This is a genomic window from Halanaerobacter jeridensis, assembly GCF_016908315.1.
Lineage (GTDB): Bacteria > Bacillota > Halanaerobiia > Halobacteroidales > Halobacteroidaceae > Halanaerobacter > Halanaerobacter jeridensis.
Map to the genome: position 1 here is coordinate 16,008 of NZ_JAFBDQ010000001.1, position 21,414 is coordinate 37,421.

Annotated in this window: 24 protein-coding genes; 23 read left to right on the forward strand and 1 reads right to left on the reverse strand. The window is 32.0% G+C overall.

Annotation, left to right across the window (positions count from 1 at the left end; genetic code table 11):
- Positions 1 to 4: 4 nt before the first annotated feature.
- From feoB to JOC47_RS00110, 7 genes are all read left to right on the forward strand, one after another.
- On the forward strand, positions 5 to 1,846 hold the full coding sequence (feoB, locus tag JOC47_RS00080) for a ferrous iron transport protein B (protein WP_204699925.1): 1,842 nt from the start codon (positions 5 to 7) through the stop codon (positions 1,844 to 1,846).
- Positions 1,847 to 1,860: 14 nt separating this feature from the next.
- Positions 1,861 to 2,004 carry a hypothetical protein gene (locus JOC47_RS00085; protein WP_204699926.1) on the forward strand — a complete coding sequence of 48 codons (144 nt, stop codon included), beginning with the start codon at positions 1,861 to 1,863 and terminating at the stop codon, positions 2,002 to 2,004.
- 102 nt (positions 2,005 to 2,106) lie between these two features.
- On the forward strand, positions 2,107 to 2,520 hold the full coding sequence (locus JOC47_RS00090) for a nucleoside recognition domain-containing protein (protein WP_204699927.1): 414 nt from the start codon (positions 2,107 to 2,109) through the stop codon (positions 2,518 to 2,520).
- A gap of 18 nt (positions 2,521 to 2,538) precedes the next feature.
- The gene (locus JOC47_RS00095) at positions 2,539 to 3,021 is read left to right on the forward strand and encodes a nucleoside recognition domain-containing protein (RefSeq protein WP_204699928.1); all 483 of its coding nucleotides are present in this window, start codon (positions 2,539 to 2,541) and stop codon (positions 3,019 to 3,021) included.
- Positions 3,022 to 3,139: 118 nt separating this feature from the next.
- The gene (locus JOC47_RS00100; RefSeq protein ID WP_204699929.1) at positions 3,140 to 3,847 is read left to right on the forward strand and encodes a hypothetical protein; all 708 of its coding nucleotides are present in this window, start codon (positions 3,140 to 3,142) and stop codon (positions 3,845 to 3,847) included.
- A gap of 295 nt (positions 3,848 to 4,142) precedes the next feature.
- A complete protein-coding gene (locus JOC47_RS00105; protein ID WP_204699930.1) occupies positions 4,143 to 5,756 on the forward strand; it encodes an alpha-amylase family glycosyl hydrolase in 1,614 nt (537 codons plus the stop codon).
- Between the two features lie 36 nt (positions 5,757 to 5,792).
- Complete coding sequence (locus JOC47_RS00110) at positions 5,793 to 6,659, forward strand: shikimate dehydrogenase (protein ID WP_204700234.1); 867 nt, start codon at positions 5,793 to 5,795, stop codon at positions 6,657 to 6,659.
- Between the two features lie 97 nt (positions 6,660 to 6,756).
- Here the strand turns inward: JOC47_RS00110 and JOC47_RS00115 are convergent, their stop codons facing one another.
- A complete protein-coding gene (locus tag JOC47_RS00115) occupies positions 6,757 to 6,942 on the reverse strand; it encodes a hypothetical protein (protein WP_204699931.1) in 186 nt (61 codons plus the stop codon).
- A 205-nt stretch (positions 6,943 to 7,147) separates the two neighbouring features.
- On the opposite strand from JOC47_RS00115, the gene JOC47_RS00120 reads away from it, so the two are divergent.
- The 16 genes from JOC47_RS00120 to JOC47_RS00195 all read left to right on the forward strand — a co-directional run bounded on the left by JOC47_RS00120 (position 7,148) and on the right by JOC47_RS00195 (position 21,407).
- Positions 7,148 to 7,612 carry a pilus assembly FimT family protein gene (locus JOC47_RS00120; protein WP_338035297.1) on the forward strand — a complete coding sequence of 155 codons (465 nt, stop codon included), beginning with the start codon at positions 7,148 to 7,150 and terminating at the stop codon, positions 7,610 to 7,612.
- A gap of 12 nt (positions 7,613 to 7,624) precedes the next feature.
- Entirely contained in the window at positions 7,625 to 7,981 is a 357-nt protein-coding gene (locus JOC47_RS00125; protein WP_204699932.1) for a prepilin-type N-terminal cleavage/methylation domain-containing protein, read from the forward strand.
- A gap of 4 nt (positions 7,982 to 7,985) precedes the next feature.
- Entirely contained in the window at positions 7,986 to 8,414 is a 429-nt protein-coding gene (locus tag JOC47_RS00130) for a hypothetical protein (protein WP_204699933.1), read from the forward strand.
- Positions 8,414 to 9,220 (forward strand): helix-hairpin-helix domain-containing protein, encoded by an 807-nt coding sequence (locus JOC47_RS15265; RefSeq protein ID WP_204699934.1) that lies wholly within the window; start codon positions 8,414 to 8,416, stop codon positions 9,218 to 9,220. The genes JOC47_RS00130 and JOC47_RS15265 overlap by 1 nt, the downstream gene beginning before the upstream one ends.
- The gene (pilM, locus tag JOC47_RS00140; RefSeq protein WP_204699935.1) at positions 9,221 to 10,231 is read left to right on the forward strand and encodes a pilus assembly protein PilM; all 1,011 of its coding nucleotides are present in this window, start codon (positions 9,221 to 9,223) and stop codon (positions 10,229 to 10,231) included.
- 14 nt (positions 10,232 to 10,245) lie between these two features.
- Complete coding sequence (locus tag JOC47_RS00145; RefSeq protein ID WP_204699936.1) at positions 10,246 to 10,770, forward strand: PilN domain-containing protein; 525 nt, start codon at positions 10,246 to 10,248, stop codon at positions 10,768 to 10,770.
- Positions 10,767 to 11,306 (forward strand): type 4a pilus biogenesis protein PilO, encoded by a 540-nt coding sequence (pilO, locus tag JOC47_RS00150; RefSeq protein WP_204699937.1) that lies wholly within the window; start codon positions 10,767 to 10,769, stop codon positions 11,304 to 11,306. The genes JOC47_RS00145 and pilO overlap by 4 nt, the downstream gene beginning before the upstream one ends.
- Entirely contained in the window at positions 11,303 to 11,821 is a 519-nt protein-coding gene (locus tag JOC47_RS00155; RefSeq protein WP_204699938.1) for a hypothetical protein, read from the forward strand. The genes pilO and JOC47_RS00155 overlap by 4 nt, the downstream gene beginning before the upstream one ends.
- Positions 11,822 to 11,985: 164 nt before the next feature.
- On the forward strand, positions 11,986 to 13,182 hold the full coding sequence (gene aroC / locus JOC47_RS00160; RefSeq protein ID WP_204699939.1) for a chorismate synthase: 1,197 nt from the start codon (positions 11,986 to 11,988) through the stop codon (positions 13,180 to 13,182).
- Positions 13,183 to 13,188: 6 nt separating this feature from the next.
- Positions 13,189 to 13,707, forward strand: coding sequence for a shikimate kinase (locus JOC47_RS00165; protein ID WP_204699940.1), 519 nt, complete (start codon positions 13,189 to 13,191; stop codon positions 13,705 to 13,707).
- Positions 13,708 to 13,927: 220 nt separating this feature from the next.
- A complete protein-coding gene (gene aroB, locus JOC47_RS00170) occupies positions 13,928 to 15,016 on the forward strand; it encodes a 3-dehydroquinate synthase (protein ID WP_204699941.1) in 1,089 nt (362 codons plus the stop codon).
- A gap of 1 nt (position 15,017) precedes the next feature.
- Positions 15,018 to 15,443: a type II 3-dehydroquinate dehydratase gene (gene aroQ / locus JOC47_RS00175; protein WP_204699942.1), complete on the forward strand. Its 426-nt coding sequence runs from the start codon at positions 15,018 to 15,020 to the stop codon at positions 15,441 to 15,443.
- 249 nt (positions 15,444 to 15,692) lie between these two features.
- Positions 15,693 to 16,763, forward strand: coding sequence for a M24 family metallopeptidase (locus JOC47_RS00180; protein WP_204699943.1), 1,071 nt, complete (start codon positions 15,693 to 15,695; stop codon positions 16,761 to 16,763).
- Between the two features lie 29 nt (positions 16,764 to 16,792).
- Positions 16,793 to 18,265: a BamA/TamA family outer membrane protein gene (locus tag JOC47_RS00185; RefSeq protein WP_239550826.1), complete on the forward strand. Its 1,473-nt coding sequence runs from the start codon at positions 16,793 to 16,795 to the stop codon at positions 18,263 to 18,265.
- Positions 18,266 to 18,284: 19 nt separating this feature from the next.
- Positions 18,285 to 18,842, forward strand: a complete 558-nt coding sequence (gene efp / locus JOC47_RS00190) for an elongation factor P (protein WP_204699944.1) — start codon at positions 18,285 to 18,287, stop codon at positions 18,840 to 18,842.
- Between the two features lie 324 nt (positions 18,843 to 19,166).
- Positions 19,167 to 21,407 carry a PAS domain-containing sensor histidine kinase gene (locus JOC47_RS00195; RefSeq protein WP_204699945.1) on the forward strand — a complete coding sequence of 747 codons (2,241 nt, stop codon included), beginning with the start codon at positions 19,167 to 19,169 and terminating at the stop codon, positions 21,405 to 21,407.
- The last annotated feature ends 7 nt before the right edge of the window (positions 21,408 to 21,414 follow it).

Consider the following 21,414-nt stretch of genomic DNA (forward strand, 5'->3'; position numbering starts at 1 on the left):
AGTAATGGATTGTTGTGATATTAGTCATCAAATAGATATTCCAAGCGATGCAACTAAAATTGTTTTAGCAGGTAATCCCAATGTAGGTAAATCAATTTTCTTCAATGATTTTACTGGGGTTTATGTAGATGTATCTAATTATCCAGGTACAACTCTTGAAATTAGTTCTGGTAAATATAAAGATAATATAGTAATTGATACTCCAGGAGTTTATGGTGTTTCTTCATTCAATGATGAAGAAACTGTAGCTAGAGATGTGATTGCATCGGCTGATGTAGTAGTTAATATTGTTGATGCAGTGCATTTAGAAAGAGACTTATTTTTAACACAGCAAATTATAGATATGGGAATCCCGGTTGTAGTAGCTTTAAATATGATGGATGAAGCTAAAAGCCAGGGGTTGGATGTTGATATAGATAAATTAAGTGAAGAATTAGGAGTAGCAGTGATTCCTACAGTAGCTACTGAGGGCCAAGGACTAGCAGAAGTTAAAGATGCTGTAACAGATGCTCAAGTAGGCCATAGTAGTTTGCAACAAGAAGATGAACTAGAAGATTTGATTGCTCAAGTAGGGAATCGTCCCGAAGCACTATTGATTTTAGAAGGCGATGAAAATATTGCTGCTAAACATCAGCAAGAGCCAAGAGAATTACAAGAAGAAATATATAAACAGCGGCGTGAAAGAGTTAATGAAGTTGTAGATTCTGCAGTTGAGATTAAAAGTGAAGGAAATAACTTTAAAACAAAGTTAGCGCAGTGGATGGTAAAACCGATAACCGGAATTCCATTTTTACTCTTAGCTTTATATGGCTTATATAAGTTTGTAGGGGTATTTATAGCGCAAACTGTAGTTGGTATCACAGAAGGTACTATATTTGTAGGAATGTATGAACCGCTTGTTAGAGATGTTATCAGTCAAGTATTTGCTTCTGGTTCATTGGGATATAAATTGTTAGCGGGAGAATTTGGAGTACTGACTATGGCTGTGACCTATACCTTTGGATTATTACTTCCATTAGTAATTGGCTTTTATTTATTTTTATCTGTATTAGAAGATTCAGGTTATTTGCCGCGGGTAGCAACTTTAGTAGATAGGATTTTAACGGAATTAGGAATGAACGGGAGAGCTATTATTCCGATGCTATTAGGCTTTGGTTGTGTAACTATGGCTACAATTACGACGCGGGTGCTTGGTTCTAAACGAGAAAGAATTATTGCTATTTTCTTATTAGGATTAGCGATTCCTTGTTCAGCTCAGTTAGGGGTAATTGTAGGATTGATTGCACCTTTAGGAGCTAAATTTTTCTTGATTTATGTGGGAGTACTTGTGGCAGTTTATGTATTAGCAGGTACTATCTTAAATAAAGTACTGCCAGGTCAATCGACGGATTTATTAATTGATTTACCACCGTTAAGAATTCCTAAGTTCAAAAATATTTTTCATAAAACTTATATTAAATCTATTTCCTTCATTAAAGAAGCAGGGCCAATTTTCGCTTTAGGTGCGATAATAATTACTTTAATGGAGCACTTTGGCATGCTAGTAGCAGTTCAAGATGCAGTAGCTCCAATTACAGTAGGTTGGTTAGAGTTACCTAAAGAAGCAGCAACTGCTTTTATTATGGGAATTGTAAGACGTGACTTTGGAGCCGCTGGCTTAACTGACTTAGCTATGACTCCGGTCCAGACGACGGTTGCCTTAATTACAATTACTTTATTTGTACCGTGTATTGCAGCAATGATGATTATGATCAAAGAAAGAAATTGGACGGAATCAATAGCTATTTGGTTTGGTAGTTGGATTACTGCCTTTGTAGTCGGTGGAATTGTGGCGCAAATTTTATAAAAGAAGGTGTTAGTGTGCAGTGTAATACCGAAAAGAAACGCAGAATTTGTCCGCAGTGTGGTTATGAAGTGAAAGACCCTGAAAAAATAAGATGTCCCCGCTGCAATAAAATTTTATTGAAAAAATGTTCTGAATGTGATGGTTGTAGTTTAGTTTAATAAATAAATTATTATTAAAGGTGCCCAATCTGTGGCATCTTTTCTTTTTTTGTGTTAAAATTGCGTATGTAATCTGAGAAATAAGAAAAAGGAGGAAAATATATGCAGGAAGCAATTAAACGTGGGACTAAGAAAGCATGGCAGACATACTTAACTTTAATTAAAATTATTTTGCCTGTTTATATTGGCGTTAAGTTCCTTAAATATACAGGAGTAATTAATTATTTAGCAGATTTTTTTAGCCCGGCGATGAAATTAGTAGGTTTACCAGGAGAAGCAGTATTAGCTCTATTAACAGGCTATTTATTAAATATTTATGGTGCTTTAGGAGTCATGGCCAGCTTAGAACTAGGGGTCAGAGAAATTACAATTTTGGGGACAATGTTAGGCTTGGCCCATAGTTTAGTAATTGAAGCGGCAGTGATTAAAAAGATCAAAGGAAAATTAATCCCTTTGATTTCTTTACGAGTAATCACGTCTATTTTAGCAGGTGTAGTATTGAATTTGATTTTATAATAAAGAGGTGAAATTGATATGGAATGGAGTCAGTTTTTATCTGAAACAATGTGGGGTAGTTTAGAGATGTTGAAAAAATTAGCTTTAATTATTTTTCCGCTGTTAATCAGTATTGAAGTTGCAGATGATAGCGGAATATTAGATAAATTTTCGCAGTTGTTTGATCCGATTTTAAGGAAGTTCAAATTATCTTCAGAGGCAAGTTTGCCTTTAATTGTAGCCCAAATTTTTGGTTTAACATACGGAGCTGGGGTTATGCTGCGGAGTGTAGAAGATGATAAATTATCGCAGTCTGATTTGAAAATAATGGCTGTCTTTTTAGTAATTTGTCATGCTGTGATTGAAGATACATTGTTGTTCATGGCGATTGGTGGCAATGGCTTGATTATGTTAGGAACAAGGTTAGTGTTAGCAGTTGTGTTAACCTTTGTCTATTCTAAAGTTTTTATTGCTGAGGAAGAGTTGGATTATGATAAATTAGCCGAAACAGACTGTTGTTAGTATTTAGAGGTTAAGTGCCATGATTTCCCCTCATTAAACAAGATTTACTTCTTTCAACATAGTTAAAGTTAAGATAAAATAAAATAAATTGGATTTTTACATAGAGGGGATGTAAAAATTGAAATTAAAACTAGTAATAGTCTTGATTATTTTATCTTTATTTATTCCTGATTTAGCTGGGGCTCAGACTAAAGATAAATTAGAGTTTGAGTTTTGGCAGATGCAGTATCAATTAAAGGATATAGTTGAAACTAGAGAAGATGTTAGAGAGATAGCTGGAGAATTAGGCTTAGAATCTAATATAGCTATGAAATTGAATTATCGTTTTTGGGATGGAACAGAGGCAGGTAATAATCAATTAGAAAACTTCACTCTGGATGCAGTGAAAGATTTTGCTGCGAGCGAAGATGAGAAGTTGGCCCTAGGACTTGGCGTTGATTATTATCAACAGACGATAGAATCTGAAAGAATAGATTTATCGCAACTAGATAAAAAGTCTTTACAGTTAGTTGTAGATGTGGAAAAAGAATTAATGGATCGTGTTAATTTATTTACTAAGTTTAAGTATGGGTTATATAATGATTATCAATTTTTCAATAAAAATTTAGAGTCTGATATTAGTTATGATAGCAATTATAGTTATAGTATTAAATCTGGGCTTAGTTTTAAAGTAGGCTCTGGCTTAAATGCTAAGCTGGGCTATAAATTTAGTCAGGAATCTTTAGAGCGAAGTAACAGTGGAAATACAATTATTAATGGATATGACCTAAGCTTGTTTAATCAATTACAGTATGGCTTGTTTTTGGGGTTAGAGACTAAATTCTAAAAATAAATAATATTTAAAATTAAGGTCAACTTATATAAGTTGACCTTAATTTATTGTAGTTAAGTATCTTTATTTAGAATTTAGATTAAGGATTGACTTTTAAAAGCCTAGATAAAATGATATAATTAATTTATAGACATATTTTAAGAGAAGCTACTAGTACTATAGGTTGTAGGAATGGTTCTTTAATTATTTTAAGTATGATATTAGTAGGAGCTAGATTTAGAAAGCTAAAAAATATAGTTGTTAATGTAAAATTTATGGACTAAAAAATTAATTAGTGGGGGGAAAATCTATGTTGAAGAAATTAAAGGGGTTATGGCATGAAGTATATGGGGCAGAATATGATAAGCAACTAGAAGAATTAGTAAATATTTTAGAAGAAAGAAAAAATGAATTAGATTATTTACCTGATGATTCTGAGTGGTATAAAAAAGGTATTGTTTATTCTATGTATGTTGATTTATTTGCTGATGATTTTTCAGGTTTAATTGATAAGTTAGATTATTTAGATGATTTAGGAGTGACTGCTATTTGGTTACTGCCTATTTTGGATTCGCCAATGGTAGATCAGGGGTTTGATGTATCTGATTATTATAAAGTTAGAGAAGAATTAGGGTCAAATGAAGAATTTTTCGAGTTTATTGAGGAAGCCCATCAGCGGGGCATAAAAATTATCTTTGATGTGCCAATTAATCACAGTTCTGAGCAACATGATTGGTTTTTAAATGCAAAACAGAGTCAAGATGCTGAATATAGAGATTATTATATCTGGAATGAGGATAAGCAGAAGTATGAAGATACAAGATTATTGTTAAAGGGAATTTCGAATTCCAATTGGACATATAATCCAGAAACTGATGATTATTATTTCCATCGTTTTTATGATATTCAACCAGATTTGAATTATAAGAATCCGCAAGTTTTGATTGAAATGATTAAGGTGTTTACATATTGGAAACTACAGGGAGTAGATGGATTTAGAATGGATGCAGCTCCTTTCTTATGGAAAGAAGAAGGAACTAATTGCGAGAACTTAGAAGAAACTCATAAGATTTTAAAAATTTATCGCGCTGCTCTTGATTATTTAGGAGAAGGAACAGCAATTATTGCTGAAGCTAACCAGCGGCCAGAAGATGTAGTAGACTATTTAGGCCAAGGGGATGAATGTCACGTTGCTTATAATTTCCCAATTATGCCTAAATTCTATTTAGCTTTAGCTGAAAATGATCCAGACCATCTAATTGAAGAATTAGAATCTAATGCTGATTTAGATGTACCTGAATCTGCTCAATGGTTTACCTTCTTAAGATGTCATGATGAACTAACTTTAGAATTTGTAACTGAAGAAGAGCGTCAGAAAATGAACAAATATTATTTAAAAGATGAAAAATGGACTTTTAGAGATGGAGAAGGAATTGCTGGGCGTCTTTATGATTTAGTAGAGCAAGATGTAGACAAGATGTTATTAATGTATTCCATGTTATTCTCAATTGATGGGACTCCAATTATTTATTATGGAGATGAATTGGGGATGGAGAATGATGTAGAATTTTATAATCAAATGAATGAGAAGACTGGATATGTTGATAGTAGATTTTTAAATCGAGGACCTTTTGATGAAGAACTTAAAGAAGAAATGTTAAATAATCCTGATTCTGATAGTCATCAGATATTTAAAGGATTACAAGAAATGATTGCCTTTAAGAATAAAGAAGCTGAATTATTTACAGCAGAGCCTGAGTACAGTCAAGAAGATAATGTCTTTATTTCAACGCGAGAATTAGGTTCTAAAAAACTAACTATTTATAATAATTTAAGTGGAGAAGAAGTAATTATTAATGATATTAAACTAGAACCTTATCAGTATAGTTGGGAATTAACGGTTAATAAACATGACCACAGTTAAGATGAAAACTAATTAAGGAGTGATAGAGTGCAGCATTTGTCTGATTTGAATTTAGCTGAAACTAAAGTAACAGGTTTATTTGGTTATCCAGTAGAACATTCTTTATCTCCGGCAATGCATAATGATGCTTTTTCAGAGTTAGGGTTAAATCATGTTTATTTACCTTTCTCTGTGGAACCTAATAATTTAGAGCAAGCTGTAGCAGGACTTAGAGGATTAAATATCACAGGAGTTAATGTGACAATTCCTCATAAACAGAATGTAATTCCTCATTTAGATAAATTATCTGAAGAAGCAGAATTAATTGGGGCAGTTAATACTATTTTTAATGATAATGGAAGCCTAATTGGTCACAATACAGATGGTCGGGGGTTTATTAGATCTTTAAAAGAAGAAACAGATTTTAAAGCAGATGGGCAAAAAGTATTACTTGTAGGAGCAGGAGGAGCAGCTAGAGCAATTGCTTTTCAACTAGCTTTAGAGGGTATTTCAGAATTACTAATTAGTGATTTAGATACTGCTAAAGCTCAAAGTTTAAGTTCTGAAGTAGAAGAAAATGTTGATATAGAAGTAAATACAGTTAAAGAAGAAAAAGTCGAAACTATAATGGATGATGTTGATTTATTAGTTGATGCTACACCGGTAGGGATGGATCCTCATGTTGATGTAGCCCCAGTAGTTAGTGCTGAAGTAATGCATTCTGATTTAATAGTTTATGATGTAGTTTATAATCCACAAGAAACTGTATTACTTGAAGCCGCTCAACAGGCTGGAGCAGAAGCGGTGAGTGGATTAGGAATGCTTTTATATCAAGGAGTAATAGCGTTTGAAATTTGGACTGGAGAAGAAGCACCAGTAGAAGTAATGCGTACTGCTTTAGAAGAAGGTATTTATGAAGATTAATTGAATAGTTGTAGATAAAAGAGCTGCCTTAAGGCGGCTCTTTTATTATTAGCTAAGAATAAGCTCTGATTATAGCTTAATAGACATTAGCTTATTTCTAGATAAAGTTAAAACTTTTTAACACATATTCTTTTTTGCAAATCGAATCAGCTAATTTACATTTCTCACCTACAGAGTCATACCACGAACAGTCTTTACCTTTACAATGCATTTCTTTTTTTAGTGTTTTCCGATGCGGGTTAAAACTTTGATTAGCAATAATTAATAATGGACATAAATTCATTAATCCATCCTCCCACTTTCTTTGTTTTAAATTTCATTCCAAAACAGTAGAAGTTATTTTTATTCTATATCTTAAAAATTTGCTATTAGATGTATATTTTTACTAAGCAAGGGGACTATAAATAATGATATAAATGATTATTTTTTAGACTTATTAATTTAAAAAAGGGGGTATAAGCTTAATTAAATCATTATCTGAACCGAAAATTTATAATGAAGAAAAGGCATTTACGTTAGTAGAAATAATCCTAGCTTTAATGATAGTTAGCATTTTAACTGCAGTAACATTACCTACAGTACATAATTATCAAGAACAGTGGAATTGTGAAACAGATATTGAAAGGTTACTCTCAGATATAAGATATGTACAACAACAATCAATTATTACTACTGTAAAGCATGGAATTGTATTTGATGTAGGTGATAATTCTTATTACTTAATTAAAGATAAAAATAACCCCTGTATTTTAGAAAAAAGAAAATTAAAAAAAGTTAAGTTGCAACAAGTTGATTTACCCACCTATAATGGTTTAAGTTTTTCTGGGCCAACATTATTTTATAAAAGCTTAGGTAATCTAGACCATAGAAATGGTGGAATCAAATTGGAATTAGCAGATGAAGAAAAAGAAATTGTATTTTCTTCTAATGCAGGAGAAATCAATCTTAGATAAAGGAGTAGTTAAGTGTGTGAAGATGGTTTTACTTTAGTAGAAGTACTAGTAGTGATTACTTTAATTGCAGTAACTTTAACTTTCTTACTCAACTTTTTTATTGCAAGTAGTCAATATTTAAGACAAAGTAATCATCAATTAGTAGCTAATAATTTAGCCCGATTAAAAATTGAAGCAAGTTTAAATCAAAATTATGATGATTTAAGTACTTCGACTTTAGAAAGTTTTAGCGATGAAGAGTATCAAAATTATCAGTATCAAATTGTGGTTCAAGAGATAGAGGATGGATTGAAAAAGATAATAGTGATAGTTAAAGATTTAAAGAAAACCAGGGCCAAATTAGTAACTTTAAAAGCTAAGGAGAATTAGATGGATGAAAGAAGAATCAGCTTATATTCTAGTTGAAATTATGCTTGTTTCTTTATTGTTTAGTTTAGTAGTCTTTTTGCTAGCAATGATGAATTTGACAGCAGTAGAATTATGGGATTTCAATCGCAATAGAGTTAACTTACAAAGAGAAGCAGTAATTACTATGGAAATGATGGTAGATATTATTAATCAAGCATCTGCTGTGAAAGATATTACTGAAAATGAAATGACTGTATTAACTGCAGATGGAGACTGGGAAAAAATTTATTATAAAGAAGGTCAGGGCTTGTGTTGGGCAGCAAATAATAATGTGCTTAGTAGAAAAGTAGTGAGCGTAAAATTTGACAAAGAAAGTGAATCGTTTTTAATTATAAATTTAGAACTTAAGAGTCATGGTAAATTAAAAAAGTTAATCACTGGGGTTGAATTATAGTGCGAGATGAGGGAAGTATCTTAATTTTTACGTTGCTTATAATTGTAACAGTTAGTATTATAGCTGTCAGTTTATTAGCTATAGTAGGTAAACAGAAAGTAACTGCTACTCATTATCAAAGAAATATAGAAAATGATTATCTTATAAAAGCAGCAATTACACAAGCCAAAACAGAGCTACAAGAACAATTGGAATCAAGTGCTGATTACTGGAGAACTTGTGATTTAGAAGGAATTGATTTTAGTGGGCAATTAACTATTGATGAATTGTTAACTGATGATCGAGTAGTGATTAAGTATAGTGCAGCAAAAATTGTATCTGAAAGTGGAAAAGTAAATCTTAATTCTATTCCTCAGCAGGATTTAGGGAAATTGCCTGGAGTAGGAAGTATTTTAAGTGCTAGAATTAATAAAAAGAGATTAGAAGATTCTTTTCTTGCTCAGCAGGAATTAAAAACTATTAAGGGGATAGGGGCAGAAAAATATAGAGAATTAAAGCCTTTAGTAACAGTTAATAACCAAGGGAAAATAAATATTAATACAGCCTCTCGCAAAGTATTGAAAACTATGAATGGAATTGCAGCAATTACTGCTGCTAATATAGTAAGTTATCGCCAAGACAATGGTGCCTTTAGTACAACAGAAGCATTAAAGAATGTATCAGGAATTGGAGATACTACCTATCAAGAACTAGCTCAAAAAATAACAGTGCAATCTGAGTTATTTACAGTAGTGTTTAAAATTTCAATTCCTAAGCGGAAGATGCAAGAAAAAATTACGGAATTAGTCCAAGTGGAGGTGGATTAAATGAGTTTTTGCACGAGAGCAAAAAAATCTTTGCTCTTGGACTTAGGTAGTGATAGATTAAAAATTTTAGAAATAATAGAAGAAAATAAGATTTTGCAAGTTAAAGATTTTTTAATCAAAAAATTACAGCAGCCCTTATTAAAGAATGGAGGACTTGATTTTAATAAATCTCTGCGTCTGCTAAAGTTTCTGTTGGATAGAAAAAGATTTTCTGTTAAAAATATAGATTTAATTGTTAGTGGTTCTAATGTAATTACTAAGATTTTAACTTTACCCACTGTAAAAACTGAAGAACTAAAAGAATTAATTTTTTGGGAAATAAAGTGTTTGGATTTTTCTAAAGTAGATTGGGTAATTGATTATGAAGTTTTATCAGTAAGTGAAGACCAAACTAGAGTATTGGTGGTTCTGAGTCATAAAAAGCTTTTAGTAGAACAGATAAATTTATTAGAAAGAGCAGGAATTAAAGTGAATAATGTTAAAGTTGCTCCACTAATTATGAATAATCTTTTGAGTCCTGAATTAAAAAGAGATAATTTGGCTATAATTGATATTGGAGCCCAAGAATGTGAATTATCAATTTTAAATAAGGGACAATTTGATTTTAGAAGAGTATTTTATGTAGGCGGGGAAGATTTTACATCTGAAATAAAGAAGAGATTAGAGTTAACAACTAGAGAAGCCGAGAAGATAAAGCAAAGTGGTGATTTTGACCTTGCAGTGATAGCTAAAACTTTAGAAAAGTTAATTAAAAAAATAAGCTTTTCTATTCATTATTGGGAGCAGAGAGGAGAAAGTGTAGACCAGATTCTTTTAACAGGGGGTACTTCTAAATTAAAAGGGTTGCAGCAAATTTTAGCTCAGAGATTAGGAATCAAGGTTGATTTTTTGCTTGGTCTATCTCAAGTTGAATTTTCTAGCACTGACTATAGTCTTCATTTTCTAAAGACTAAGTTACCTTACTTATCATTGCTTTTAGCTGCAGCTTCGCAAGAATATAATCTAAATTAAGGTGGGATGGTGGAATGATTAATTTGTTACCAGATGAAATAAAGAAGAAAAGAAAAAGAGAAAAATATAAAAAGATAGCGCTGGTAATCATAGTTTTGTTATTAGTAGTATTAATGGGGACAAGTAGTTATATAGAAAACTTGGCAGCAAATTATCAGACTAAACTAGAGAAATTAGATGAACAACTGCAGCAATTAGAAGTAACTAAAAAAGTAATTTCTACGCAGTTAAAAGAAAAGAATAAAGTGCAAGAACAATTAACTTTAGTTAATAATTTAAAAAAGGATTTAAATTATAATTGGTTGATTCAAGATTTGCAGTTAATTATTCCAGAAAAGGTATGGTTAGAACAATTGACAATTACCATAGATAATAAGTTATTAATTGGAGGAAAGACAGTTAATAATCAACAATTATTAGAAACTGCTAAGCGATTAGAGAAATATCCTTATTTTGAAGGAGTAAAAATAGCTTCTAGCCAAGAAGTAAAAGGTAATCTACACTTTGAAATTCAAGGGCAGGTGAGTCAAGGATTATGAAGTTGAAATATAAATTTTCCACGGGATTGTTATTAATTTTAGTAGTTGCTTTAATTAGCTTTTCATTATTTGAATTTACTCCTGAAGTGCTGAAGGTCTTTAATTTAAAGCAGCAATTAAATAATCGACAGACAAATTTTCAAAGTTTAGAACAAGAACTACATAGCAAAAAAAGTTTACTTAAAACTAAATTAGAGGGTAATTTAGCAGAAGATAAGTTACTAAAAGCTATTCCCTATCAAATGCAGAGTAATAATTTTCTAACTCAAATTAAAGACTTAGTGTCTAAAACTAAATTAAGTTTAAATAAATATGTCCCCGAAGATATAATTAAAAAAGAAGGTTATGCAAAATTGCCAATTTTATTAGAAATCAGTGGTGATTATGATGCCTTGAATAATTTTTTCAAAGAATTAGAGACTACAACTAGATTAGTAACAATTGAAGAAATGAAGATATTTAATAAAAAAGAAGAATTGCAGAGTGAATTGTTAATTGCTATTTATTCTTTAGCTCAAGAAGCTGATAAAAGGTGAAAAAAGTTATTGCTCAACTAAAAAGTGACCCTAAAAGTAAGTTGATTTTGTTAATACTATTATTTTTAATTGCTACTACTTTATGGGCTAAAATTTTATTGTTTAATAACTCAACAGGAGAAGTTAAAGAAAAAAAGAAAGCCAAGAGTAATAATGTTTCAAATTCAACTAATGAGAAAATTAGTGCAACTAAAGTTAATTTAGAAAAAATATATGGAACTCAAATTAAAAAGAATAGTAATCCGTTTATTGATCAATTCCAAGCGGCTGCAAAATTTACTTATCAATCACAATCAGATGATAAACCCTTGGAATTGAAAAAAGTAGATGATAATTTGAAATTGCAGGGAATCATTAATGACAAAGCAATTATTAATTATCAGGGCCAAGTTTTCGTTGCTCAAGTTGGAGCAGAAGTTGGGGGGTATAAAGTTTTAAGTATTAGAGGTAATAAAGTGATTTATAGCAAAGCAGGAAAAAAATATTTTTCTACGCTAGCAGTTAAAATTAAATAATGATAGCCAGAACTTAGTTTATTTTTAAACTAAGTTCTTTTTTTAATGGTTAAAAGTTGTTTTTTTGATTAATTCAAGATAAAAATTGATATAAGGACTAATCTTTTGATATAATACAATCACTGTGTCTAAATAGCAATTTTTAGAATTGGAGGAGGACGAATATGCGTTATTTAACTGCAGGTGAATCACACGGCAGAGCAATTACAGGTGTTTTAGAAGGAATGCCGGCTAATTTAGAAATTGATAAAGATGAAATCAATCGACAATTAGCTAGAAGACAAGGTGGTTATGGACGAGGCGGAAGAATGCAGATTGAGAATGATCAAATCGATATTTTATCTGGAATAAGAGGAGGAAAGACGCTAGGAACGCCTATCTCTTTTCAAATAGAGAATGATGACTGGCCGAATTGGGAAGAAGTATTGGCCCCTTTTGGAGACAATGGTTATGATCAAGATGAGATTAAGATTCAAAAAGAGAACAAAATCAAAACTGTTAAACCAAAGGTGACTAAACCCCGACCTGGTCATGCTGATTTAGCAGGTGCTTTAAAATATAATCAGAGTGATTTAAGGAATATTTTAGAACGAGCCAGTGCTAGAGAAACTGCAATGAGAGTGACAGTTGGAGCCTTTGGTAGAATTTTATTAAAAGAATTTGGGATTGATGTGACTAGTCATGTTCAGCGCATTGGTGCTGTAGAGTTAGCAGAACAGGAATTAGATTTTGCTGAGATTAGAAATAAAAGCGCTCAATCAGAAGTAAGATGTATTGATGAAGAGGTTACAGAAGAAATGATAGCTGAAATTGATGACTGTAAAGAAGAAGGTAACTCCTTAGGTGGCGTATTTGAGGTAAGAACTACTAATTTACCAGCCGGTTTAGGGAGTCATGTTCATTGGGATAGAAAATTAGATGGAAAGTTAGCTCAGGCGCTGATGAGTATTCAAGCTATAAAAGGAGTAGAAGTAGGATTAGGATTTGAAGCTGCTAGTCGGCGAGGGTCAGAAGTTCATGATGAAATTGCTTATGATGATCAATTTCACCGTTTGACTAATAATGCCGGCGGTATTGAAGGTGGTATGACCAATGGAGAACCGTTAGTTATTAAAGCAGCTATGAAACCAATTCCAACTCTTTATAAGCCTCTTTCTTCAGTTGATTTGGAGACAAAAGAGAAATTTAAAGCAAGTGTTGAACGTTCTGATGTTACAGCAGTACCAGCGGCTAGTATAGTAGGCGAAAATGTAGTAGCTTTTGAATTAGCTAAAGCCTTTTTAAATAAATTTGGCGGCGATAGTTTAGAAGAGATTAAAGCTAATTACAATAATTATCTAAAAATGTTGGAACAGAGGTAGATAATAATGAATATATCATTAATTGGATTTATGGGAACTGGAAAAAGTAGTGTTGGTCAAGAATTAGCTCAAAACTTAGACTATAAATTTGTTGATTTAGATGAAGAAATTGTGAAAGAAGATGGACGGCCGATTCCTGATATTTTTGCCGAAGATGGAGAAGACTATTTTCGAGATGTAGAAACTAAAGTTACTGAAAAAATTGGAAGTAGAGATAATCAAGTCATTGCCACTGGTGGAGGAGTTATTTTACGTGATCAGAACATAGCTAATCTGAAGCAAAATGGAATTGTGATTTTACTACAAGCAACACCAGAAGAAATTTATAACCGGACTAAAGATGATGATAATCGACCGTTATTAGAAGTTGAAGATCCACTAGCTAAAATTAATTCATTATTAGAAGAAAGAAAAGAAAGCTATCAATGTACGCCGTATCAAATTGATACTACTGAGTTGAGTATTGAAGAAGTAGTTAAAAAAATAGAAGAGATAGTAGCCGGTAGTGAGTTTAGGGAAAAATGATGCATATGGATTGCGCAGTTAAATAAAGCTAAAAGTAGAGAAATTGGGGCTGCACGGAGAGTCTTTGTTCTTTAAGACTCGGAGGAAACAGTAAGAACAGTATAGACTTGGCACTGCCAAGTCTATGTGTTGATTTTATGATTTTGATTGTACGGTTTTGATTTTAACTGTTTAACTGTCTTACTGTAAATTGTTAGACTGCTTTTGAAGGAGTGAGAGCATGGAGAAATTGAGAGTTGATTTAGGTGAGAGAAGTTATGATATTAAAATTGGAGAAGATATATTAGCTAATTTAGGTCAGTATTTATCAGAATTAGAGATTGGAAAAAAAGTATTAATCATCTCTAATCCTTTAGTAGATAGCTTATATGGTGCAGAAGTAGAAAAAGCGATTTCTGAAGCTGGATTTGAGGTTGAAAAAGCGTTAATCCCTGATGGAGAAAAATATAAATCCTTAGATACTGCTAAAGATTTATATGATGAGGCAGTAGCAGCAGGATTAGATCGAACTTCCTCAATTGTAGCTTTAGGAGGCGGAGTAGTTGGTGATATCGCAGGATTTATTGCTGCTAGTTTTATGCGGGGTATCAATTTCATTCAAGTGCCAACTACTGTCTTGGCCCAGGTAGATAGTAGCGTAGGTGGTAAAGTAGCAGTTAATCATCCTCAAGGGAAGAACTTAATTGGGGATTTTTATCAACCACAATTAGTAGTAGCTGATAAAAAAGTATTACATACTTTAGAAGAGCGAGAATTAAAAGCTGGTTTAGCAGAAGTAATTAAGTATGGCTTTATTTGGGATGAAGAGTTCTTCTCTTTCCTCAAAGATAAGCGAGAAGAAGTTATGAATTTAGATACACAAGCAGTTATTAAAGCTATAAAAACTTCCTGTGCTATTAAAGCAGAAGTAGTAGAAGAAGATGAAACTGAACAGGGGTTGCGTGCTATTTTAAACTATGGTCATACTATTGGTCATGCTCTAGAAGCAGTAACTAATTATGATTGTTATCGCCATGGTGAGGCAGTAGCAATTGGGATGGTTGCGGCTGCTCGAATTGCTCATAAATTAGATATGCTGACTGTGAAAGAAGTAAAAGAGCATGAAGAATTAATTTCTGACTTTGGATTGCCAATTAGATTTGAAGGGGTAGATCATGATCAAATTATTAATGCTTTAACTAAAGATAAAAAAGTAGAAGATGGAGTAATTCGTTTTATCCTAGCAGAGAAAATTGGCAAAGTTAAGATTTTATCTGATATTCCGGAAGCAATAATTAGAGAAGTCTTAGCAGAGATTGGAGGGGAATAGTATGATTTTAGTAGTTCACGGTCCAAATTTGAACTTGTTAGGTGTGAGAGAGCCTGATGTTTATGGTACAACTACTTTAGAAGATATTAATCAAAAATTATCAAATGAAGCATCTGAAATGGGAATTGAATTAGAAAGCTTTCAATCGAATAGCGAAGGGGAGATAGTTGACCAAGTGCAGCGAGGGGTATCCGAGGAAGTTGAAGGGATCATTATTAATCCGGGTGCTTTAACTCATTATAGTATTGCCCTTCGTGATGCATTAGCAGCTTTAGATATTCCAATTATTGAAGTGCATTTAAGTAATATTTATAAAAGAGAAAAGTTCAGACATAAATCTGTAACTGCGCCAGTAGTTACAGGACAAATTTCTGGTCTAGGGGCTGATGGTTACTATTTAGCTTTAGAGAAGATTAGCAATTTGTAAAGTGTAACTTTATAAAGTGGCACTTGCGTGCCACGAGTTAGTAGATAGAAGCTAGTAGCTAGTAGTAAATTCAAAACCAAAAAAACAGTTCATAGCTAGAAATTATTGAATACTAGGCTAATGTTTTAGGTTTTGAATTTGATTTTATGTTTTTGGCTACTAGCTCCTAGCTAATTACTTCTAGCTATAAAGTTGCATTGTAAGTGCAACTTTATATAGATATTATTTATGGATAGAGGAGCGGAAAATATGAAAGAAAGAATAAAAAAATTGAGATCGAAATTAGATGAAGAAGAAGTTAATGCGTTATTAATTAATAATCCGCAAAACAGACAGTATTTAACTGCTTTTACTGGTACTGCGGGAGTAGTTTTAATTAGCGATAATAGTGCGAAATTAATAACTGATTTTCGTTATACTGAACAAGCAGAGGATGAGGCTACAGATTTTGAGATTGTTGAGCAAGGAGATAATAAATTAGAAACTATTAATCGCTTATTACAAGAAGAAGGAATTGAAAAATTAGGTATTGAAGCGCAGGGTATTAGCTATCGCAAGTATTTGCAGTATCAAAAGGAATTAGATGTAGAATTAGTAGCTACTACAGATGTAGTCAAAAGTTTACGTAAAGTCAAAGATAAAAGTGAAATAGATAAAATCTCTCAAGCTGTAGAGATTAGTGATTATGCATTTGAGCAGATTCAAGAGCAACTGCAGGTAGGAGCTATAGAAAGAGAGATTGCTTTAGAATTAGAATTTGCTCAGAAAAAGCAGGGAGCTACTAAGAATGCTTTTGATTTTATAGTAGCCTCAGGAACAAGAGGTGCTATGCCTCATGGAGTGGCTAGTGATAAAGAAATAGAAGCTGGCGATTTAGTAACGATGGACTTTGGCTGTGTTTATCAGGGTTATCATTCTGATATGACTAGAACTGTAATGGTCGGAGAAGAGCCGACAGCTAAGCAAGAAAAGATTTATAATTTAGTTTTGGAAGCTCAGCAAGCAGCTATTGCAGCAATTGAGCCAGGTGAAACTGGAGCAGAAGTAGATAAAGTAGCTCGTGATATAATAGCTGAAGCAGGTTATGGAGCTAACTTCGGTCATGGTTTAGGACATAGTGTTGGTCTAGAAATTCATGAAAACCCTAGATTATCAAGAAAAGATGACACAGTTTTAGAAGCAGGAATGGTAGTTACTGTTGAACCAGGAGTTTATATTCCTGACTGGGGCGGAGTTAGAATCGAAGATATAGTAGTAGTTACTGATGATGGTTGTGAGATATTAACAGACTCACCAAAAGAATTATTAGTACTTGATTAATTATAAATTAAATAAGGAGGAGCAAGGAAATGAAGAAGAAATTAATACTTAGTTTAGTAGTAATGTTAATGTTAACATCTTTAATTAGTAGTTCAATTGTTGCAGCAGAAGATGGATTTGTAAAGAGTATTCAAGAAGTAATTGGCCCGAAAATGGAAGGTGAAAAGGGGAAAGTTCCTTTAGTCACTTATATTAGTGAAGGCGGATTAATGGTTGGTGAATTTTGGTACAATTCTAATCTTTTTGACAAAGATACAAAGTTCACTTCAGTCTTATTAGCTTCACCGAGCACAGGAATTGTAACTTCTTATAATCAAATTAAAGATTATCCCCTAGCAGAGAATTGGAAGCTGGGTGGAAATTTAAAGATAATTAAGTTTAATGATATTAAGAATGGTGCTGTTGGTAATGATAGTGCTAATGTGGAGATCCCAGAAGAATATTTTGCTACTTTGGAAGAATATAAGGGATTAGCTGAAAGAGATTTAACTGAAAAAGACTTTACTGATGCAGGTTTAAGTTCTCAATTATATTTAGCATATCAAAGCAAGGATATAAAAACAAATAAAGATTTAATTTCTGCTATTGCTACTGAAAATGCTAAAGGTGCTCCAGAAAGCACATTGAAAAAAATACTTTCTTCTGAAGAAAAAGAAGTTTTAAATGATTTAGATAATGATAAAATAGAAGACAACCTTGATGGTTATCGTACTTATGAAGGTTGGAACAATAAAATTGCAATTGATTTAACTTATGAAATCAACCAGTACAATGAGATAGTAACTGAATATGCCTATGAAGAATTGACTAGTCAAGCTAATGATTATAAATCTGATACCTTATCTCTAGCTTGGGAGAATGAAAATGTTGATAATAAGAATAATCCGCAGCAGGGTCATAAAGTAGTAGCAAGAGTTAAGAAAAGTTTAGAACTGATAGCAGGCAATGGTGGTGAAGATTGGGACTATACAAAGTATACTTTAGATTTGAGAAAGTATATTCCTGTCTTTAAAGACTCTACTTTTGCAGTGCGGATGAGAACTCAAAGTACTACGGGAACTGAAATCAAAGATGATGAAAGAACTGCTTTGAAAAAACTTGAGACAGGGAATCTAGATGCTGCAGTATATACTTATGCACCGTTCTTTGATATGTCTTTACTGGGAACATTAAATACGATGCGCGGTTATAGATACTACCGCTTTTATGATAATAATTCTGTATTGTATCAATCAGAGTTAAGATTTCCTATGAAAAGTGTAATACCTTATGCTCAAGATGGATTTTTAGCGCAGCAAGTGCCAAAAATTCAAGGAACACTATTTGCTGAAGCAGGTCGGGTGAGCAGTAGTTTTAATACAGAGTTGTTTACTGAGGATATGCACTATGTGGGAGGTATAGGATTTAAATACTTCTTTAATCAAGATATAATAGCTAGATTGGATATTGGTCATTCTGAAGAAGGTACACAAGTAAGAATGAATATTGGTCAAACATTTTAAAGGGGGATTATGATAGATAATGATTACAACAAGAGATTTTAGAACAGGACTAACGATTAAATTAGATGGTAAGCTGTATAAGATTATGAATTATGATCATGTAAAGCCGGGTAAAGGAGGCGCATTTTTACAGACTGAATTGAAGAATATTGAGACAGGTCAAACTGTCAATAAGCGTTTTAGAGCAGGGGAAAAAGTAGAAAAAGCCCATATTGATCATCGTAAGTTCCAGTTTTTATACAATAGTGATGAAGAGTATACTTTTATGGATACTGAAACTTATGAACAAGTGACTATTCCTGCTGAAGATATTGGCGAAGCAGTTAAGTTTATCAAAGAAAATGACGAAATAGAGATTGAAATGTATAAGGGAAATCCAATTGGAGTTAATTTGCCAGCTTCTGTAGAATTAGAAGTGACGATGGCTCCGCCGGCAGTCAAAGGAAATACAGTTTCAGGGGCAACAAAAGAAGTAACTGTAGAGACAGGGGCTAAGGTTGATGTGCCTCTATTTATTGAAAAAGGAGAAATGATAAAGATCGATACTCGGAGTGCAGAATATATAGAAAGAGTTTAAAAATAAAAAACATTATCATAATTTCTAATCAGGTGCTTAATGGCACCTGATTTTATATTTTTTGTCAAATAAATAGATTTTTTCTTTTTTTTACAAGGAATATAGCAATAAGTATAGAAATATCTATATAAAGCTTAACTTTTGGAGTTGTAGGTAGGAATTGTATTATTTTGAAATTGCTTATTTTTTGATTGTGCCTCTAGATTTTGACCCTTAAATATACCTACGGGTCTTTATCAAGACCCTTCGTGAAAAGCACAAAAACCGTATCCACTGTTCACTGTAAATTGTACACTTATAAAGTATTCAGGAGATGAAATTACAATGTTTAATATATTTAAACTTAACGACGAAGATACTAGAATAAAATATTATCTAATGGTTTTGGGATTGATATTACTTTTAGCAATTCCTCATTTTTCTTCTAATTGGCATGCAGTTTTTGCTGTACTTTTTGTAGGCTTAGGTGCTTATTATAAGCATTGGGTGGGAGGATTATTGACTGCTGTGTGGATGATTTTTTCTTTAGAAGTTTGGACTTCTCTTGCTACTGTTAATGCATTAGCTTTAGTAACTCAAGGATTAGTTTTTGGGAGACTATTTGAATATCAGGCTAGTTTGAAAGACGATTTGAAAGAAAAAAGTAATAGTCTAAGAAAAGAGAAAGAAATGTTGAATAAAATATTGAAAACTACAATAGATGGTTTTTTCATGTTGGATAAAGAGGGTAATTTCATCAAAGCCAATCAAGCTTATCAAAATATGATAGGTTATGCAGAGGAAGAGTTATTGAACTTTAATATTAATGATATAAGTTTAATAATGGATAAAGAAGAACATGATAAACATATTAAAAAAATTATTGCTATTAATGGTGGCAATAAATTTGAAAGTTTACATCAGGCCAAAGATGGAGAAACTATTAATTTAGAAACATCTGTAAATTATGTAGATGATATTAAAGAGGGAGTATTTATAGTTTTTGCGCGAGATATTAGTGCTAGAAAAGAAAAAGAAAGAAAGTTAAAAGCAAGTGAAGCTAAGTTTAAAAGTTATATTGAACATGCTCCTTATGCTATTGCGGTATTTAATAGTGCAGGAGAATATATTGAAGTTAATCCTATGGCTTGTCAATTAGGTGGTTTTTCAGAAGAAGAAATTTTGGGAGAAAAATTTGGTACCGTGGGTTCAGTTCTTGATAGCAAAAAAGCGCAAGAATATTTTGTAAAACTAAAAGAAGAAGGTGCAGTAAGAGGAGAATTTGTATTTCGAAAAAGTCTTGAGACTAAACTTGACGTCGAAATTAATGCGGTTAAGATTAATAGTGATAGATACATTGGTTTTGCGGACGATATTTCTCACCGTAAAGAAATAGAAAGAGAAATTAGAGCTGAACGAGATAAACTAAAGAAGTATTTTGAAATAACTCAAGCTATTGTGATTCGTTTAGACGAAAATAAAAAGATTAGAGAAATCAATCAAAATGGTTGTGAAATCTTAGAATGTACTCGAGAAGAAGCATTAGGAAGTAATTGGTTTAAGAAATTTGTTAAAAAAGACGATAGACCCAAAAGTGAGCGAGTTTTTCGCAAGGGCTTTGAAGAGAAGGAAATAATTAATGGAGAAAATACTGTAGTTACTACTACAGGGGAAGAAAAAAATATTTTATGGCATAATAATATTTTAACTAATGAAGCAGGAGAAGTAGTAGAAAGTTTGAGTTTAGGAGTAGATATTACTGAAATTAAGAGTTTAAGAGAGGAATTAGAACATAGCAAGTTGCAGATGCAATTTTTTGCTAATTTATCTCATGAATTAAAAACTCCATTAAATTTAATATTTTCTGCCCATCAGATGCTAGAGATGGAACAAGAAAAACTGCCTACAGAAACTGAGAACAAATTAAAAAAATATTCAAATATTATTTCTCAAAATAGTAATAGATTACTGAGATTGGTTAATAATTTATTAGATATTAATAAATTTCAAGCAAATGCTTTTAATTTGAATTTAGGAAATCATAATTTAGTACAAATTGTGAGAAATATTGCCTTTTCTATTACTGACCATATAGAAGGAAAAGGGAGAGAATTTGAATTTGAATCAAAAATTGATGAAAAAGTGATTGCCTGTGATCCCTTTAATTTAGAAAGAGTACTATTGAATTTATTATCAAATGCTATTAAATTTACAGAAAAGGGAGATAAGATAAAAATAGAAATCATTGATTTAGAAAATACGATGCGGATTAAAGTTAGAGATAGCGGTATTGGAATTCCTAAGAATAAACAAGAATTAATCTTCCAAAGATTTGGACAAGTAGATAAATCGCTGACTAGAAATACTGAAGGTAGTGGCATTGGGTTGTCAATTGTAAAATTGATTATTCAAGCTCACGGAGGAGAAATAAAAGTTGAGAGTGAGTATGGAGTAGGTAGTGAATTTATTATTGATTTGCCAGTTACTAAATTAGAGCAAGAAACAGAAGATAATTCTTATTTAGAATATAATAGTCAACAATTAATTGACCGGATTAATATGGAGTTTTCTGATATTTATAATTAAATTTGTA

What these genes read in the sequence shown, in the direction of transcription:
- feoB (WP_204699925.1), top strand. Translation starts at nt 5, where the DNA reads ATGGATTGTTGTGATATTAGTCATCAAATAGATATTCCAAGCGATGCA.
- JOC47_RS00090 (WP_204699927.1), top strand. Translation starts at nt 2,107, where the DNA reads ATGCAGGAAGCAATTAAACGTGGGACTAAGAAAGCATGGCAGACATAC.
- JOC47_RS00095 (WP_204699928.1), top strand. Translation starts at nt 2,539, where the DNA reads ATGGAATGGAGTCAGTTTTTATCTGAAACAATGTGGGGTAGTTTAGAG.
- JOC47_RS00105 (WP_204699930.1), top strand. Translation starts at nt 4,143, where the DNA reads ATGTTGAAGAAATTAAAGGGGTTATGGCATGAAGTATATGGGGCAGAA.
- JOC47_RS00115 (WP_204699931.1), bottom strand. Translation starts at nt 6,942, where the DNA reads ATGAATTTATGTCCATTATTAATTATTGCTAATCAAAGTTTTAACCCG.
- JOC47_RS00130 (WP_204699933.1), top strand. Translation starts at nt 7,986, where the DNA reads ATGAAAGAAGAATCAGCTTATATTCTAGTTGAAATTATGCTTGTTTCT.
- pilM (WP_204699935.1), top strand. Translation starts at nt 9,221, where the DNA reads ATGAGTTTTTGCACGAGAGCAAAAAAATCTTTGCTCTTGGACTTAGGT.
- JOC47_RS00145 (WP_204699936.1), top strand. Translation starts at nt 10,246, where the DNA reads ATGATTAATTTGTTACCAGATGAAATAAAGAAGAAAAGAAAAAGAGAA.
- pilO (WP_204699937.1), top strand. Translation starts at nt 10,767, where the DNA reads ATGAAGTTGAAATATAAATTTTCCACGGGATTGTTATTAATTTTAGTA.
- aroC (WP_204699939.1), top strand. Translation starts at nt 11,986, where the DNA reads ATGCGTTATTTAACTGCAGGTGAATCACACGGCAGAGCAATTACAGGT.
- JOC47_RS00165 (WP_204699940.1), top strand. Translation starts at nt 13,189, where the DNA reads ATGAATATATCATTAATTGGATTTATGGGAACTGGAAAAAGTAGTGTT.
- aroB (WP_204699941.1), top strand. Translation starts at nt 13,928, where the DNA reads ATGGAGAAATTGAGAGTTGATTTAGGTGAGAGAAGTTATGATATTAAA.
- aroQ (WP_204699942.1), top strand. Translation starts at nt 15,018, where the DNA reads ATGATTTTAGTAGTTCACGGTCCAAATTTGAACTTGTTAGGTGTGAGA.
- JOC47_RS00180 (WP_204699943.1), top strand. Translation starts at nt 15,693, where the DNA reads ATGAAAGAAAGAATAAAAAAATTGAGATCGAAATTAGATGAAGAAGAA.
- JOC47_RS00185 (WP_239550826.1), top strand. Translation starts at nt 16,793, where the DNA reads ATGAAGAAGAAATTAATACTTAGTTTAGTAGTAATGTTAATGTTAACA.
- efp (WP_204699944.1), top strand. Translation starts at nt 18,285, where the DNA reads ATGATTACAACAAGAGATTTTAGAACAGGACTAACGATTAAATTAGAT.
- JOC47_RS00195 (WP_204699945.1), top strand. Translation starts at nt 19,167, where the DNA reads ATGTTTAATATATTTAAACTTAACGACGAAGATACTAGAATAAAATAT.